The sequence below is a fragment of the Streptomyces nymphaeiformis genome, from assembly GCF_014203895.1.
GTDB classification, from domain to species: domain Bacteria; phylum Actinomycetota; class Actinomycetes; order Streptomycetales; family Streptomycetaceae; genus Streptomyces; species Streptomyces nymphaeiformis.
The window spans coordinates 371,188-388,006 of sequence record NZ_JACHJY010000005.1; the positions used below are offsets into that span (position 1 = coordinate 371,188).

Genomic DNA, 16,819 nt, shown 5'->3' on the forward strand with positions numbered 1-16,819 from the left:
AGTCCTTTCCAGCGCTGGGGTTTCAGGCGTCGTGCCCGAGAACCATGGCCACCAGGTCGTCGGCGTCCATCGCGTCGATGTCTTCGGTACGGCGGGGGGCGGGGCCGTCGGCGTCGGGGCCGCCGCGCTCGGCGTCCCCGGCGGCGGGGGCGCGGTCCTCGTCCGGCGCGGCGGGCTCCAGGAGTCCGAGCAGGTACTCGGCGACGGCGCGCGGGGTCGGGTGGTCGAACACGATGCTGGCGGGCAGCCGGAGCCCGGTCGCGGCGGTCAGCCGGTTGCGGAGCTCGACCGCCGTGAGCGAGTCGAAGCCCAGCTCCTTGAAGTCCCGGCCGGCCTTCACCGTCCCCGTGCCGCTGTGGCCGAGGACGGCCGCGGTCTCCGCGACGACGGCCGCGACGGCCGCCTGGGAACGCTGGGCCGGGGGCAGTCCGCGCAGCCGGCGCAGGAGCGCGGGCTCGGCGGCCGCGCCCGCCGTCCGGGCGGCGGCGGCCCGGCGGTTGCGCGCCGGGACGAGTCCGTGGAGCGGGGCCGGAAGCGTACCGGCCTCCGCGCGGGCCCTCAGCGCCTCCCGGTCGAACCGCAGCGCCGCCAGGACCGGGGAGTCGGAGGCGCCGGCCGCGTCGAGGAGCGTGAGCCCCTGCCCGCTGGGGATCGGCAGGACGCCGTCCGCGGACATGCGGCGGCGGTCCTGCTCGGCGAGGCCGGCGGTCATTCCGCTGGACTCCTCCCACAGGCCCCAGGCGATCGACACCGCCGGGAAGCCCTCGGCCCGGCGCCGTGCCGCGAGCGCGTCCAGGAAGGAGTTGGCGGCGGCGTAGTTGGCCTGGCCGGGCGTGCCGAGGACACCCGCGATCGAGGAGAACAGCACGAACGCCGTCACCCCTCCGTCCCGGGTGAGTTCGTCCAGGTGGACGGCGGCGTCGGCCTTGGGACGGAACACGGTCGTGAAGTCCTCGGGGCTCAGCGACTCCACGGTCCCGTCCGCGAGGACGCCCGCCGCGTGCACGACGGCCGTCACCGGGTGCTCGGCGAGCAGGGCCGCGACCGCCGCCCGGTCCGACAGGTCGGCCGCGACGGCCACGGCCTCGGCGCCCGCTTCCCGGAGGTCGGCCAGGAGCTCGCCGGCGCCCGGGGCGTCGGCGCCCCGGCGGCTGACGAGGACGAGCCGGCGGACGCCGTGCCCGGCGACGAGGTGTCGCGCGACGAGCCCGCCCAGGGTGCCGGTGCCGCCGGTGACGAGCACGCTGTCGCCCCACTCGGGCGCCGGGGCCGCCGGGGCCGGGGCCCGCAGCAGCCTCGGGGCCAGGACGGCGTCCGCGTGCAGGGCGAGCTGCGGCTCGTCGAGCGCGAGGACGGCGGCGAGCCGCGGGGCGTCCGGCTTCTCGGCCGGATCGAGGTCGAGGAGCAGGAAGCGCCCCGGGTGTTCGGTCTGCGCCGACCGGACGAGACCGCGTACGGCCGCCTCGGCGAGGGCGACGGCGTGGACCGGGGCGTCGGTGCCGTCCGGCGCCCCGAGGTCCGTGGCCCGGCCGAGGAAGACGAGCCGGGTGTCCGCGTACCGGTCGTCGGCCAGCCACGCCTGGACCGTGCCGAGTGTCCGTACGACCTCGTCCTGCGCCGCCCCCGTCACCGCGAGCGGTACGAAGACGGCGGCGGGGGCCTTCCGGCCTCCGTCCACCGCCGCGCCGAGCGCGGCCAGGTCGGCGAACCGCTCCGCCTCGGACGGCAGGGCCTCGACGACACCGGAGGCGGTGTCGCCGACGACGGCCCAGGCCCCCGGGGCGGGGGCGTCCGCGCGGCCGACGGTGACCTCGACCCGCTCGGGGCGGTACAGGTGGTCCGGCGTACGGGCCGGGGCCTCGGCCGGCGGACGGACGAGCAGGGTCTCGACCCCGAGGACCGGCCGCCCGTCCGGGTCCACGGCATGCACGGCGTACGTGTCCGTGGCGCCGCCGTCGCCGGTTCCCTTGCCGGTGATCCGTACGCGCAGCTCGGACGCGCCCCCCGCGTACAGGGTGACGCCGGTCCACGAGAACGGCAGCATGGGCCGCGCCTCGTCACCCGCCAGGGCCGCCGCGTGGACGGCCGCGTCGAACAGGGCGGGATGCAGGGTGAACCCGGTCGTGTCGGGCGCCTGCTCCGGCCGCACCTCGGCGAAGAGCTCGCCGTCCGCGCCCCGCCAGGCCGCGCGGATGCCGCGGAACACCGGCCCGTACGCGAGACCGGCCGCGGCCAGCCCCTCGTACAGCCCCGTGACGTCGACGGGTTCGGCGCCGGCCGGCGGCCACTCGCGCGGCCAGTCGTCGGGCTCGTCCCCCGGCAGCGCGCCGAGGAATCCGGTCGCGTGCGTGGTCCACTCGGCGAGGGCGTCGGCCCTGCCGTACAGGACGACCTCACGCCGGCCGCCCTCGGCCTCCGGGCCCACCGAGAGCTGGAGTTGGAGCTCGCCGCCCTCCGGGAGGACTGCCGGGGACACGATCACCAGCTCGTCGAGGCAGCCGGAGCCGACCTCGTCGCCGGCCCGCAGCAGCGCCTCGACGAGGGCCGCACCGGGCACCGGGAGGACGCCGCCGACGCGGTGCTCCGCGAGCCACGGATGGGTACGGGCGGAGAGGAGGGCCGTGAAGACGTGACCGCCGGAACCGGCGAGCGGGACGCCCGCGCCGAGGAGTGCGTGTCCGGTGTTGTCCAGACCCGCCGATCGCAGATCGGTGACCCGGCCGGCCGGGGCCTCCAGCCAGTACCGCTCACGCTGGAAGGGATACGTCGGCACATCGACCCGCACCGCGCCGAGACCGTCGAACATCGCCTCCCAGCACACCTCCACACCGGTCACGAACAGACGGGCGGCCGCGGTGAGAACAGACTCCTCCTCACCACGCCCCTTGCGCAGCGCCGGCACCGCCACCGCACCCGGCACCACACCCGAGGCCATCGCCGACAGCACACCGTCCGGCCCCAGCTCCAAGAACACCCCCACACCCGCATCCGCCAGCGCCCGCACACCGTCCCCGAACCGGACGGCCTCACGCACATGACGGACCCAGTACTCCGGCACCGACACCACACCCGCCGACACCAGACCACCGGTCACGTTCGACACCAGCCCCACCACCGGCTCCGCGAACGACAACCCCTCCACCACCCGCCGGAACTCGTCCAGCATCGGCTCCATCAACGGCGAATGAAACGCATGAGACACCCGAAGACGCGACGACCGCCGCCCCTCCAAAGCCCCCACCAACGTGGCCACCTCGGCCTCCACCCCGGCCACCACGACCGAGCGCGGACCGTTCACCGCCGCGACCGACACCCCCGGCGTCAGCAACGGCACGACCTCGGCCTCCGCCGCCTCCACCGCCACCATCGCCCCGCCCTCGGGCAGACCGTCCATCAACCGGGCGCGGGCCTGGACCAGCACACACGCGTCCTCAAGACCCAGCACACCCGCGACATGGGCGGCCGCGACCTCGCCCACCGAATGACCGGCGACGAACCCGGCCCGCACCCCCCACGACTCCACCAGCCGGAACAGCGCCACCTCGACCGCGAAGAGCGCCGGCTGAGCCCACAACGTCCGGTTCAACAGCGCCTCGTCGCTGCCCCAGACGACCTCGCGCAGACCCTCGAAACGGTCCACGACCGCATCGAAGGCCTCGGCGAACACCGGGAACCGGCCATGCAGTTCACGGCCCATCCCCAACCGCTGGGCACCCTGACCGGAGAACAACACCCCCAGACCCACGCCACCGGAGGCGCTGCCCCGGGCCGCCTCCACCACACCCTCGGCGGACGCCAGCAACACACCCCGGTCCTCGAACACCGGCCGCCGCAACAACGACCAACCCACATCCACCCGGGAACCCGTCACCCCGGCAAGACCCGCAAGACCCGCAAGACCCGCAAGACCCGCAAGACCCGCCTCCAACGCCCCCGCCCCACGCCCGGACACCACCCACGGCACCACAGACGGCTCCACACCGGAGGCCCGCTCAGAAGCGGAAACCGGCGCTGCCTCGACGATCACATGCGCATTGGTCCCGCTGATCCCGAACGACGACACCGCCGCCCGCGCCACCCGACCCGAAACCGGCCACTGCACATTCGACGTGACCAGCTCCACCGCACCGGACGACCAGTCCACATGCGGCGACGGCGCATCCACATGCAACGTCCGCGGAACCACACCCGCACGCATCGCCATCACCATCTTGATCACACCACCCACACCGGCCGCAGCCTGCGCATGACCAAGATTCGACTTCAACGACCCCAGCAGAAGCGGCCGTTCACGATCCTGCCCATACGTCTCCAACAACGCCTGGGCCTCGATCGGATCACCCAGAGACGTCCCCGTCCCATGGGCCTCCACCACATCCACATCCGCCACCGACAACCCCGCCACCGCCAGCGCGTCACGGATCACCCGCTGCTGCGACGGACCGTTCGGCGCCGTCAGACCATTCGACGCACCGTCCTGGTTGAGTGCCGATCCCCGGAGCACGGCGAGGACCGTGTGGCCGTTCTCGACGGCGTCGGAGAGCCGTTCGAGCAGGATCATGCCCGCGCCCTCGGCCCAGCCGGTGCCGTTGGCGCCGGCCGCGAACGCGCGGCAGCGGCCGTCCGGCGAGAGCGCCCGCTGGCGCGAGAAGTCGAGGAAGACCTGCGGGGAGGACATGATGGCGACGCCGCCGGCGAGGGCGAGGTCGCACTCCCCCTGCCGCAGCGCCTGCGCGGCCAGGTGCAGCGCCACCAGCGACGACGAGCACGCCGTGTCCACGGTCACGGCGGGGCCTTCCAGGCCCAGGGTGTAGGCGATGCGACCGGAGGCGACGCTGCCGGCGGCGGCGGTGCCGAGGTAGCCCTCCAGCTCGCGGGGCACGCCGGCGAAGCGCTCGGCGTAGTCGTGGTGCATGAGGCCGGCGAACACGCCCGTGCGCGAACCGCGCAGCCCGAGCGGGTCGATCCCCGCCCGCTCGATCGCCTCCCACGACACTTCGAGCAGCAGCCGCTGCTGCGGGTCCATCACGAGGGCCTCGCCGGGGGCGATGCCGAAGAACGCGGCGTCGAAGTCGCCGGCGTCGTGGAGGAAGCCGCCGTGGCGCGTGTAGCAGGTGCCGGGGGCGTCCGGGTCGGTGTCGAAGAGGGCGTTGAGGTCCCAGCCGCGGTCGGTCGGGAACTCGGAGATCCCCTCACGACCCTCGACGACCATGCTCCACAGATCCTCCGGAGACGCCACACCCCCCGGATAACGGCAGCTCATCGCCACGATCGCGACCGGCTCGTCCACCACACCCGCACCACCGCGCCGCACCACCGACGCCGGCACCGCCTGGTCGGTGCCGGCGAGGCGGGCGGCGATGTGGCGGGCGAGCGCGGCGGGCGTCGGGTGGTCGAAGGCCACGGCGGCGGAGAGTCCGAGGCCGGTGGTCTCGACGAGCTGGTTGCGGAGTCGTACGGCCGTGAGGGAGGTCAGGCCGAGTTCCTTGAAGGCGCGGTCGGCGGAGGCGGGGGCGGGGGTGTTCCCGCCGAGGACGGCGACGACCGTGTCGAGGACGAGCCGTTCGAGCTCCGCGTGGCGCGCCTCGTCGGTGAGCGGGGCGAGTCGGGCCGTGAGGGCGGCGCGGACCTGCGGGTCGGCGGCCGTCCAGGCGTCGCCGGCCTCGGTGAGGCGCGGCGGCAGGAGGTGCTCCGGTCCTTCTGCGGGGGCGAGCAGGCAGGCGTCGGGGCCGGTCAGGGCGGTGTCCACGTACGCCGGGGTGTCGCCGTCCCAGGCGGAGGCGGCGAGCAGCGCGCCGGCGCCGCCGCGGGCCCGATGGGCCCGGACGAGGGCCGCGGCGGCGGCGGTGGACGCGGCGGCGTCCTGGCCGTCGGCGCCGAGGGCGGCGGTGAGCGGGGCGAGCACGACGAGGGCGGGCAGGGTCGTGGGGCCGTCCACCGCCTCGTACAGGGTGGGCAGGTCGGCCGCTCCGTCCTCGTCGGCGTGGACGAGGACGGCGACCGTGCCGTCGGCGGCCGGGGTCGACTCGGTGGCGGTGTCGACCTGGGCGCCGGCCGCCGTGAGCGCCGCCGTCAGTTCGGTGTGGCGGGTGGTCTCGGGGCCGGTGAGGAGCAGTCGGCGGACGCCGTGGCCGGTGACGAGCTGGGTGGCCGCGGCGGCGACGGCGTCGGCGAGCGGGCCGCCGAGTCCGGTGACGACGGCGATGGCCTCGGGGGCCTGCGGGCGGGCCTCGGCGTGGGGTGCGGCGGCCGGGGCGAGCCGGGGCGCGAGGGCGGCGCCGGCGCGGACGGCGATGCGGGGTTCGCCGGTCTCGACGAGGGGGCGCAGGGTGTCGAGGGGCAGGGTGTCGTCGTCGAGGTCGACGAGGACGAGCCGCCCGGGGTGGGCGGTCTGGAGCGACCGCAGGCGGGCCCAGGTCTCGGCCGCGCTGCCGGGGGCGGCGGTGTCGGCGGGGCCGCCGGGGGCCGCGTCGACGGCGTCGCGGAGGACGACGACGAGCCGGTCCTGTGCGTCCGTGAGACGGGCGGCGAGGTCGTCGGCGAGGTCCGGGGTGGCGGGCAGGGCCCGCGCCGTGGTGTCGCCGCCGTGGCCTCCGTACACCTGCCAGGCGGTGGTGTCCGCCGGGGCGGGCGCGGAGAGGGGGGCCCATTCCGGGCGGTAGAGGCCGTCGACGGTGCCGGTGCCGGTGGCGAGCAGTCGGCGCGGCAGGTCGCGCAGGGCGTCGCGGACGACCTTGCCGGAGGAGGTCCGGACGATCTCGCGGACGGCATGGATCTCCTGGGGGACCTTGTGGTACGCGAGCCGGGCCCGGCTCTCGGCGAGGATCCGGCGCGGGTCGACGCCGTCGGGGCCGGGCACGACGAGGGCGACGGGCACCTGGCCGAGGACGTCGTGGGGGGCGCCGACGACGGCGGCGTCGCGGACGCCGGGGACGTCCCGGAGGACTTCCTCGACCTCGCCGGGGTGGATGTTCTGGCCGCCGCGGATGATGAGTTCCTTGATGCGGCCGGTGACGGTCAGGAAGCCGTCGGCGTCGCGGGTGGCGAGGTCGCCGGTGCGGTGGACGCCGCCGGCGGGGGCCGTGGCGGTGGCGGTGGCGGCGTCCCAGTAGCCGAGCATGACGTTCGGGCCCTCGACCCGGACCTCGCCCTCGGCGCCCTCGGGGACGTCCTCGCCCGTCTCGGGGTCGACGAGGCGGACGGTGAGGCCGGGCAGGACAGGGCCGCAGGAGCCGGGGACGCGGGGGCCGCCGGGGGCGTTGGAGGTGATGGGGCCGCAGGTCTCGGTGGTTCCGTAGCTGTCGAGGAGGTCGGTGCCGAGGCGTTCCCGTACGAGGGCGCGCAGCGGTTCGGCGGCGACGGAGCCGGCGGTGAGGCAGGTCCGCAGGCCGGTCGGCAGGGGGGTGTCGCGCTCGCCGACGGCGCTGACGAGCTGGTGGTACATGGCGGGCACGGCGGCGAGGAAGGTGAAGTCGCGGCTGCCGAGCAGGTCGAGCGCCTCGCCCGCGGAGAACGCGGTCATGATGTGGGCGCTCGCGCCGACGGCGGTGACGCCGAGCACGCCGAGGTGGTGGCCGAGGCAGTGGGAGAGCGGCAGCGGCCACAGTACGTGGTCGTCCTCGGAGAAGCCGAGCGTCGGCGCGTAGCAGGCGGCGATCGTCCACAGGGAGTTGCGCTGGGTGGACAGGGCGCCCTTGGGGCGGCCGGTGGTGCCGGAGGTGTACAGCATGTAGGCCGGCTCGTCGAGGCCGAGGTCGTCGCGGGCGGGCTCGGCGGGCTCGGTGGTGGCGAGGGCGGCGAACGGGACGGCGCCGTCGGGGAGTTCGGCGGCGGGCGCGTCGCCGGTGACGACCAGGACGAGGCCGGGGTGCCGGGGCAGCAGGTCCCGGACCTCGTCGAGGTGGGCCGGGTCGGTGACGAGGAGGCGGACGCCGGCGTCGGTGAGGACGTGGTCGAGTTCGGCGCCGGTCAGTCGGGCGTTGACGGGGACGGCGATGCCGGCGGCGCGGGTGACGGCGTGGTAGCCCTCGACCATGTCGACGCCGTTGTCGAGGTGGAGGGCGGCGCGGTCGCCGCGCCGCAGGCCGAGGGCGCGGAAGTGGCCGGCGAGCCGGCCGGTGCGGCGTTCGAGCTCCGTGTAGCTGACGCTGCGGTCCGCGTCGGAGAAGGCCGTCTTCCCGCCGAACCGCTCGGCCTGGGCGCGGAGCAGTTCGTGCATCGGCCGGATCAGGTCGCTGCGCAGCACTTCGGCACTTCCCTCGTTGTCGTTCTCGATGCTTCGTAAGGTGTTCTGTTCGGGCCGCCGGCCCGAAGACGCCCTGGGGGGTGGGCGGCCGGCGTCAGGACAGGCCGATGAGGCCGTCGAGGGCGAGGTCCTCGCCGAAGACGCGGTCGACGAGTTCGGCGGCCTGCTCGGGGTTGAGCCGGGGGTCGCACAGCGTCGTGTAGTGGCGTTCGACGTCGGAGGCGTCGCGGACGGGGCCGCCGAGGCATTCGGTGACGTCCTCGGCGGCGGTCTCCAGGTGGAGTCCGCCGAAGTGCTGTCCGTGGGCGCGCAGGACGTCGCGGCAGGCGAGGGTCTCGGCGACGAGGTCGTCGAGGCGGCGGACCTTGGTGCCGGTGGGCAGTTTGACGGTGTTGCCGTGCATGGGGTCGCAGAGCCAGACGACGGGGTGGCCGGCCTCGCCGACGGCGCGGACGAGCGGGGGCAGGGCGGTGCCGACGGCTTCGCGGCCCATGCGGCTGATGAGGGTGAGCCGCCCGGGTTCGCGGTGCGGGTCGAGCGCGCGGCAGAGTTCCAGGACGCTCTCGGGGGTGGCGCGGGGGCCGATCTTGCAGGCGATCGGGTTGACCACGCCGCTGAGCAGGGTGACGTGGGCGTCGGCGGGGCCGCCGGTGCGCTCGCCGATCCACGGGAAGTGCGTGGAGCCGAGGAACGGTTCGCCGGTGGTCTCGTCGATGCGGACGAGGGCGGCGGTGTAGTCCATGACGAGGGCGTCGTGGCTGGACCAGGGGCCGGGGTTGAGGCTGCGCAGGGAGGTGGCGGCGCGGTGGGCGCGCAGGGCCTGCTGGATCTCGTCGCTGAAGTGGTAGGCCCAGAGCATGCGGACGGGGTCGTGCCGGCGGGCCTCGGCCGAGCGGCCCTCGGCGTTGACCATGTGGCCGCGGAAGACGGGCAGTTCGGTGCCGTCGACGGTCTCGGTGGGCTGGGAGCGGGGCTTGGCGTACTGGCCGCCGAGGCGTCCGATCCGCAGGACGGGGAGCCGGGTGTGCTCGCCGAGCCGGTCGGCGAGCGCGTCGAGGTGGGCGATCTTCGTGCCGGTGTGGTGCGGGGTGCCTTCGTAGAAGCTCTCCGCGCAGTCGCCCATCTGCAGGATGTGGGCCCGGCCGGCGGCGACCTCGGCGAGCCGGTCGCGCAGTTCGCGGATCTCGCCGGGGCGGACGACGGGCGGTGCGGCCGCGAGGGTGGCGCGGACGCGTCCGTACGCGGGGTGGTCGCGCCACTGCGGCTGCTGGGCGGCGGGCAGGTGTTCCCAGGCGGGGACGGTGCGGGCCGGGGACACCTGCTCGCGGACGACGATGCCCTCCAGTTCGACGAGGAGGTCGGCGCGGCACACGTCGGCGTTGAGGAACACGATGTCCGCGGCCGGGGAGAGCGCCTCGCGGCAGATCTCCTCGACGCGGGCGATGTCGGAGCGGTGGCGTACGTACACCTTGACGCCCCGCAGGTCGTCGAGGGTGCAGCCGGGGCCGATGCCGTGCACGGAGAGGTTCCGGCCGCCGATGACGTGGGCGATGTTGTCGAGGGCGAGGCGGCACTGGGCCTCGACGTCGTCGGCGTGCATGGTGCGGTGGCCGAGGATGCCGGCGGTGCCGGAGACGTAGAGCTGTTCGCCGCCGCCGTCCTGGGCGAGGTAGGTGGCGCGGGCGAAGTTCGGGGCCTTCGGGCCGTAGCGGTTCGGGTAGTGGTAGGGCGGCACCTGGCGCGGGTTGTCGATGTTGACCTGGGTGCCCTCGCGGCAGGCGAGGAGGTAGAGGACGATGCCGCCGCCGTGCACGCCGATGACGGTGGCGGCGGGCATGCTGTCGGCCATTCCGTACCGTTCGAGGGCGCGGGCGCGGCCGACGCAGAACTCGCGGTACACCTCCAGGCCGGAGGCGTTCTCCTCGTTGATCCGGCTGATGTAGTGCCAGATGCGGTAGAGCTGCGGGTAGCCGAGGGAGCGGGTCAGTTCGACGGCCTCGGTGTAGACGGCCTCGGTGGCGTCGACGTAGTCGTCGCTCTCGGGGATGCGGGCGGTGCAGAAGAGGAACTCCCCGTCGACGGCGTAGGACAGTTCCCCGGACCGGCCCGTCTCGACGGGCCGGTCGGAGGTCCACACCTCGGCGAAGCCCTCCTCGACGGACTGGGCCGCCTGGACGCCGACGGCCGGGTGTCCCGCCTCGAGGGTGGGAGGGAAGGGCTCGTGGGTGAAGTCGACGCGGCCGAGGACGTGGCGGCCGGGTGTCGTCAGGTCGTCGTCCTTCAGGCTCCTGAAGGACGGGGTCGGCGCGGTGGTGCTGTTCATGGACTGATCCCCCGTTGTGTCGTACCGAGTCGGCTACTGCGCCGGTCCTGGGAGCGTGCGTGGTGCGCCGGTCATGAGGCGTCGCGGCCGAGTGCCAGCCGGACCAGCTCGTCGGCGGCCATGTTCTTGATGGCGTGTTCCGCCGCGCGCTGCTCCGGGCGGGCCGGGCGGGCCGGTCCCGTGGGCGTGCTCGGGGCGGTGTCCGCGGGGACGATGCGCCCGGCGAGCCACTCGGCCATGGCCAGCGGCGTCGGATAGTCGAAGATCATCGTGGAGGGCAGCCGGAGTCCGCTGACGGCGTCGAGGCGGTTGCGGAGCTCGATGCCGGTGAGCGAGTCGAGGCCCAGGTCGAGGAAGCCCCGGTCCACGGCGACGGTCGCCGGGGTGGCGTGGCCGAGGACGGCCGCGACGTGTTCGCGGACGACGGCGAGGACCTCGCGGGCCCGGTCCTGCTCGGGCAGTTCGGCCAGCCGGGCCCGCAGGGCGGCCGACCGGTCGGAGCGGTCGGCGGTCCTGGCCCTGGGGAGCCGGACGAGGCCGCGGAGCAGCGGCGGCACCTGTTCGGCGTGGGTGAACATCCTGCGCAGTGCGCGGACGTCGAGGCGGGCGGGGACGAGGGCCGGCGCGTCGGTCGCGGCGGCGAGGTCGAAGAGGGCGAGGCCCTCCTCGGTGCCGAGCGGGGTGAGGCCGACGCGGGCGGCGCGGGCGCGGTCCGCCTCGGCGAGCCGGTCGACCATGCCGCCGTCGGCCTCCCAGGCGCCCCAGGCCAGGGACTGCGCGGGCAGTCCGAGGGCGTGGCGGTGGGCGGCGAGGGCGTCGAGGAAGACGTTGGCGGCGGCGTAGTTGGCCTGGCCGGCGCCGCCGAGGGTGCCGGACAGGGAGGAGAAGAGCGCGAACATCCGCAGGTCGTGGCCGCGGGTGAGCTGGTGCAGGTGCCAGGCGGCGTCGGTCTTGGGCCGCAGGACGTCCTGGACCTGGCGGTCGGTCAGGGTCTCCAGCATGCCGTCGGAGAGGACGCCGGCCACGTGGGCGACTCCGGTGAGCGGCCGGTCGGCCGGGAGGGCGTCGAGGACGCCGGCGAGGGCGTCCCGGTCGGCGACGTCGCAGGCGACGGCCTCGGCGTCGGCGCCGAGGTCCCGCAGCGCCTCCAGGAGGTCGGCGGCGCCTTCGGTGGCGGGGCCGCGCCGGCCGAGGAGCAGGAGGCTGCGGGCGCCGTGGCGGACGACGAGGTGGCGGGCGAGGGCGGTGCCGAGGGCGCCGAAGGCGCCGGTGACGAGGACGGTGCCGGTGGACAGGTCGGGTCCTGCGGCGGTCTCCTCCGGGCCGGCGGTGGCGTCGGTACGGGTGGGGGCCTGGGCGCGGAGCAGCCGGGGCACCAGCGGTGCGCCGTCGCGCAGCGCGAGCTGCGGCTCGTCGAGGGCGAGGGCGTTGGGCAGGGCGGCCGCGGAGGCTTCGGTGTCGTCGGTGTCGACGAGGACGAAGCGGTCCGGGTGTTCGGTCTGCGCGGTCCTCAGCATGCCCCAGACGGCGGCGCCGGCGAGGTCGGTGGGGGCGGTTCCGGTGGCGTCGCGGGTGACGACGACGAGCCGGCTCGACGCGAGCCGTTCGTCGCCGAGCCACTCCTTCAGGAGGGCGAGCGTGTCGGTCGCGGCCTTCCGGACGGCCTCGGGCAGGTCGTCGTCGGGAGCGGTCCCGGGGTGGCTGAGGACGACGAGGGCGGGTGCCGCGGTGCCGGCGTCGAGGGCGGCCCGCAGGGCGTCGGTGTCGGCGAACCAGCGGCCGTCGCCCCACTGGGCGCGCAGGGCCCGGCTGAGCCTGAGGTCGTCGGGGCCGACGGCGGCCCAGGCGCCGGCGGGGCGGCCGGTGCCGTCCTGGGGCAGCGGCAGTTCGGAGGGGGTCCACTGGACCTGGAAGAGGGCGTCGCTCGTGGTGTCGGGTGCGGCGAACTGCTCGGGGGCCACGTCGCGCAGGCGGATGGTGCCGGCGCGGACGACGGGGAGCCCGGCCGGGTCCACGGCGGTCAGGGAGAGCGTCTGCTCGTCGGCGGCGGCGATGCGGACGCGCAGGGCGACGGCGCCCCTGGCGTGGACGGCGACGTCCTGCCAGGCGTACGGGAGCCGGGTGTCGCCGTCCACGTCGTCGTAGCCGACGAGGATGAGGGCCTGGAGGGCGGCGTCCCACAGCGCCGGGTGCAGGACGAAGGCGTCGGCCTCGCCGTGGCGCGCGTCGGGGAGCTCGACCTCGGCGAAGACCTCGGCGTCGCGGCGCCAGACGGCGCGGACTCCCTGGAAGGCGGGGCCGTAGTCGTAGCCGCGGGTGGCGAGCCGTTCGTAGACGCCCTCGATGTCGACGGTGGTGGCGTCCTGCGGCGGCCAGGTGCCGGCGAGTTCGACGACGGCGGGGTCGGTGCCGGGGTCGTCGCCGGCGGCGGGCACGACGGTGCCGGACGCCTGGAGCTCCCACGGGTCGCCGGGGAGGCCGTCCTCGGCGCGGGAGTGCAGGGTGAGGGAGCGGGCGCCCTCGCCGTCGGGTGCGGAGAGCGCGACGCGGAGGTGGACCGCGGCGTCCTCGGGCACGCGCAGCGGGGCGTGCAGGGTGATGTCCCGTACGAGGGGGCATGCGGCGAGTTCGCCGGCGCGGGCGACGAGCTCGACGAGGCCGGCGCCGGGCAGCAGGGCGGTGCCCCACATGGCGTGGTCGGCGAGCCACGGGTGGGTCTCGGCGGAGAGGCGTCCGGTGAGCACCAGGGCGTCGGAGCCGGGGAGTTCGGCGGCGGCGCGCAGGAACGGGTGGTCGACGGAGGCGAGGCCGAGTCCCTCGGCGCCGGTGCCGCCCTCGTGCGGGGCGGCCCAGTAGCGGGTGCCCTGGAAGGCGTACGTGGGCAGGTCGAGGTGCGGGACGGGGTGGCCGGCCCAGACGGCGTCCCAGTCGAGGGCGGCTCCGTCGGTGTGCAGGCGGGCGAGCGCGGCGAGCAGGGTGCCGGTCTCGGGGCGGCCGCGGCGGAGCACGGCGGCGAAGACGGCGCCGTCGGCCTCGGGTTCGCCGGCGAGGGTGTCCTGCGCGGCGGCGGTGAGGGCCGTGTCGGGGCCGATCTCCAGGAAGCGGGTGGTGCCGCGGGCGTACAGGGTGCGCACGCCGTCGGCGAAGCGGACGGTGCGGCGGACGTGCTCGGCCCAGTACTGGGCCGAGCAGGCCTGTTCGGCGGTGAGGAGCTCGCCGGTGACGTCGGAGACGACGGGGAGCCGCGGCGGGTGGGCGGTGACGGTGCCGAGGACCTCGGCGAACTCCTCGAGCATGGGCTCCATGAGCGCGGAGTGGAAGGCGTGCGAGGTGCGCAGCGGCTTGGTGCGGACGCCTTCGGCGCGGCAGGCGGCGGCGACCTTGGCGACGAGCGTCTCGTCGCCGGAGACCACGACGGCGGCGGGGCCGTTGACGGCGGCGATGCCGGCCGTGGGGCCGTCCTGGCCGGCGGTGTCCTCGTCGATGCCGAGGCCGGTCATGAGGGTGCGGACCCGGTCCTCGGGGGCCGCGACGGCGACCATGGCGCCGCCGGCGGGCAGGGCGCCCATGAGGCGGCCGCGTTCGGCGACGACCTTCACGGCGTCGGGCAGGGACCAGACCCCGGCGAGGTGCGCGGCGGTGAGTTCGCCGATCGAGTGGCCGAGGAGGGCGGTGGGGCGCAGGCCCCAGCTCTCGGTCAGCCGGTAGAGGGCGGTCTCCAGGGCGAAGGTGGCGGCCTGGGTGTAGGCGGTCCGGTCGAGGAGCAGCGCGTCGGCGGTGTCGGGCCGGGCGAACAGGACGCTCTTCAGGGGTCGTTCGAGGTACGGGGCGAAGGCGGCGCACACCTCGTCGAGGGCCTCGGCGAAGACGGGGTACGTCGCGTACAGCTCCTGGCCCGCGCCGGGCCGCTGGGCGCCCTGTCCGGTGAGGAGGACGGCGGTGCCGCCGTGGCGGCGGGAGTGGGCGGCGACGGCGTGCTCGGTGGGTTCGCCGACGGCGAGGGCGTCGAGTCCGCGCAGCAGGTCGGCGCGGTCGGTGCCGAGGACGGCGGCGCGGACGGGCAGGACGGAGCGGCGGGTGGCGAGGGCGGCGGCGACGTCGGCGGGGTGGGCGTCCTCGGTGCGCTCGGCCCAGGCGCGGAGCCGGGCGGCCTGGGCGCGCAGGGCGTCCTCGGTGCGGGCGGAGAGGAGCCAGGGCGCGGTGCCGGTGACGGTCCGGGGCTCGGTGGACTCGGTGGCGGCGGGGGCCTGTTCGAGGATGACGTGGGCGTTGGTGCCGCTGAGGCCGAAGGAGGAGACGGCCGCGCGGCGGGGCCGTCCGGTCTCGGGCCAGGGGACCGGCCCGTCGGTGACCAGCCGGGCGGCGCCCGCGGTCCAGTCGACCTGGGGCGTGGGCTCGTCGGCGTGGAGGGTGGGCGGGACGGTTCCGTGGCGCATGGCGAGGACCGTCTTGATGATGCCGGCGACGCCGGCGGCGGCCTGGGTGTGGCCGATGTTCGACTTGAGGGAGCCGAGAAGCAGGGGGCGGTCGGCGGGCCGGTCCGCGCCGTAGGTGGCGAGGAGCGCCTGGGCCTCGATGGGGTCGCCGAGGCGGGTTCCGGTGCCGTGGCCCTCGATGACGTCGACGTCGGCGGGGGTGAGGCGGGCCCGGTCGAGGGCGGCGCGGATGACGCGCTGCTGGGCGGGGCCGTTGGGGGCGGTGATGCCGTTGGACCGGCCGTCCTGGTTGACGGCGGTGCCGCGGACCACGGCGAGGACGGGGTGGCCGAGGCGGCGGGCGTCGGAGAGCCGCTCGACGAGCAGCACTCCGACGCCTTCCGCGAAGCCGGTGCCGTCGGCTCCCGCGCCGTAGGACTTGCACCGGCCGTCCGGGGCGAGCCCGCGCTGGCTGCTGAAGTAGACGAAGGTGTCGGGGGTGGTCATGACGGTGGCGCCGCCGACCAGGGCGAGCGAGCAGTCGTCGTCGGCCAGGGCCTGTCCGGCCAGGTGGAGGGCGACGAGGGAGGAGGAGCAGGCGGTGTCGACGACGACGGCCGGGCCTTCGAGGCCGAAGGCGTAGGCGACGCGGCCGGCGGCCATGCTGGCGGTGTCCGTGGACGGGCCGGAGGACATGATGCCGTTGAACACTCCGGTGCGGGAGCCGCGGAGGGCGTCGGGCCGGATGCCGGCGCGTTCGAAGGCCTCGGCGGAGCACTCCAGGAGCAGCCGGTGCTGGGGGTCGACGGTGGCCGCCTCGCGCGGGCTGATGTCGAAGTACTCGGCGTCGAAGGAGGCGGCGTCCATAAGGAATCCGCCGTCTCGAACATAGCTCTTGTCGACGGCCTCGGGGTCCGGATCGTAGATGCCGGCGATGTCCCAGCCGCGGTCCCGGGGGAATCCGGTGACCGCGTCGCGGCCTTCCTCGACCAGTCGCCAGAGTTCGTCAGGTGTGGTCACTCCGCCCGGAAATCGGCATGCCATTCCGATGATGGCGAGCGGTTCCGAGGAGCGTTCTCCCGCCTTTTCCAGGCGTTCCCTGAGGTCTTTTATCTCGGCCGTGGCGCGCCGCAGATAATCCACGTACTTCTGCTCGTCAGCCATTTCTTTCCCCCGTGGCGTACGCAGTCCCATGGAATGGTTTTCGGCATGCCGAAGAGAACGCCGAATAATTTCACCCGGCCTGCCTGGGACGATGCGGCGGCGGGGGCGGGGCAGAAGGCCCGTCAGAGAGGGTGGAACAAGTGGAATCCAGGGCCCGCCGGCCGCGAGAGTGCGGCCGGCGGGGCGGCGGGCGTCTGCCCGCGGATCAAGCGGAACGGCGCTGGGCGGTCAGTTCGTCCAGCTGCCATCGGGCGGAGCAAGAGGGACATTGGGCCACAGAGCGGCCTCTTGCCGTCCTGCGGAACTGCTCCAGCGAGTCCCCTTCGACGCACAGGGCGTCGGCCAACAGTTCGATCGAGCGCCGCTGCGGCGCGGTGGTGCGGCCCCTCTCCAGATCGGAGATGGTGCGAATGCTGAGCCCCGAATTGAATGCTAATTCTTCCTGAGTGAGCCCGGCCCGCTCGCGCAGCAGACGCACCAGCGAAGGAAGCTCCTCCAGGCTTTGTGCTTCTTCCAGCGGTTCTTCTCGATGTGTCGTTCGAGATATCACGCAGTTCTCCCCGTGAGCCCCCCCGGGGGCAACCGAATCCAGCCACCCCCGGGGGGAACAACGTGACGTGCATTGGCGAGATCCACCCTAACATGACGCTTCTGATCTTGGTAAGCGAGATA

4 protein-coding genes are annotated in these 16,819 nt (G+C 75.0%); all 4 read right to left on the minus strand.

Features of this window, described 5'->3' with window-relative positions; translation table 11 throughout:
• Positions 1 to 22 precede the first annotated feature (22 nt).
• The 4 genes from GGE06_RS19220 to GGE06_RS19235 all read right to left on the minus strand — a co-directional run bounded on the left by GGE06_RS19220 (position 23) and on the right by GGE06_RS19235 (position 16,697).
• Entirely contained in the window at positions 23 to 8,245 is an 8,223-nt protein-coding gene (locus tag GGE06_RS19220) for a type I polyketide synthase (protein ID WP_184931334.1), read from the minus strand.
• 94 nt (positions 8,246 to 8,339) lie between these two features.
• Positions 8,340 to 10,568 (minus strand): FkbO/Hyg5 family chorismatase, encoded by a 2,229-nt coding sequence (locus GGE06_RS19225; RefSeq protein WP_116158798.1) that lies wholly within the window; start codon positions 10,566 to 10,568, stop codon positions 8,340 to 8,342.
• A 71-nt stretch (positions 10,569 to 10,639) separates the two neighbouring features.
• On the minus strand, positions 10,640 to 16,177 hold the full coding sequence (locus GGE06_RS19230) for a type I polyketide synthase (protein ID WP_446696911.1): 5,538 nt from the start codon (positions 16,175 to 16,177) through the stop codon (positions 10,640 to 10,642).
• Between the two features lie 175 nt (positions 16,178 to 16,352).
• A complete protein-coding gene (locus GGE06_RS19235; protein ID WP_220378531.1) occupies positions 16,353 to 16,697 on the minus strand; it encodes a helix-turn-helix domain-containing protein in 345 nt (114 codons plus the stop codon).
• Positions 16,698 to 16,819 lie beyond the last annotated feature (122 nt).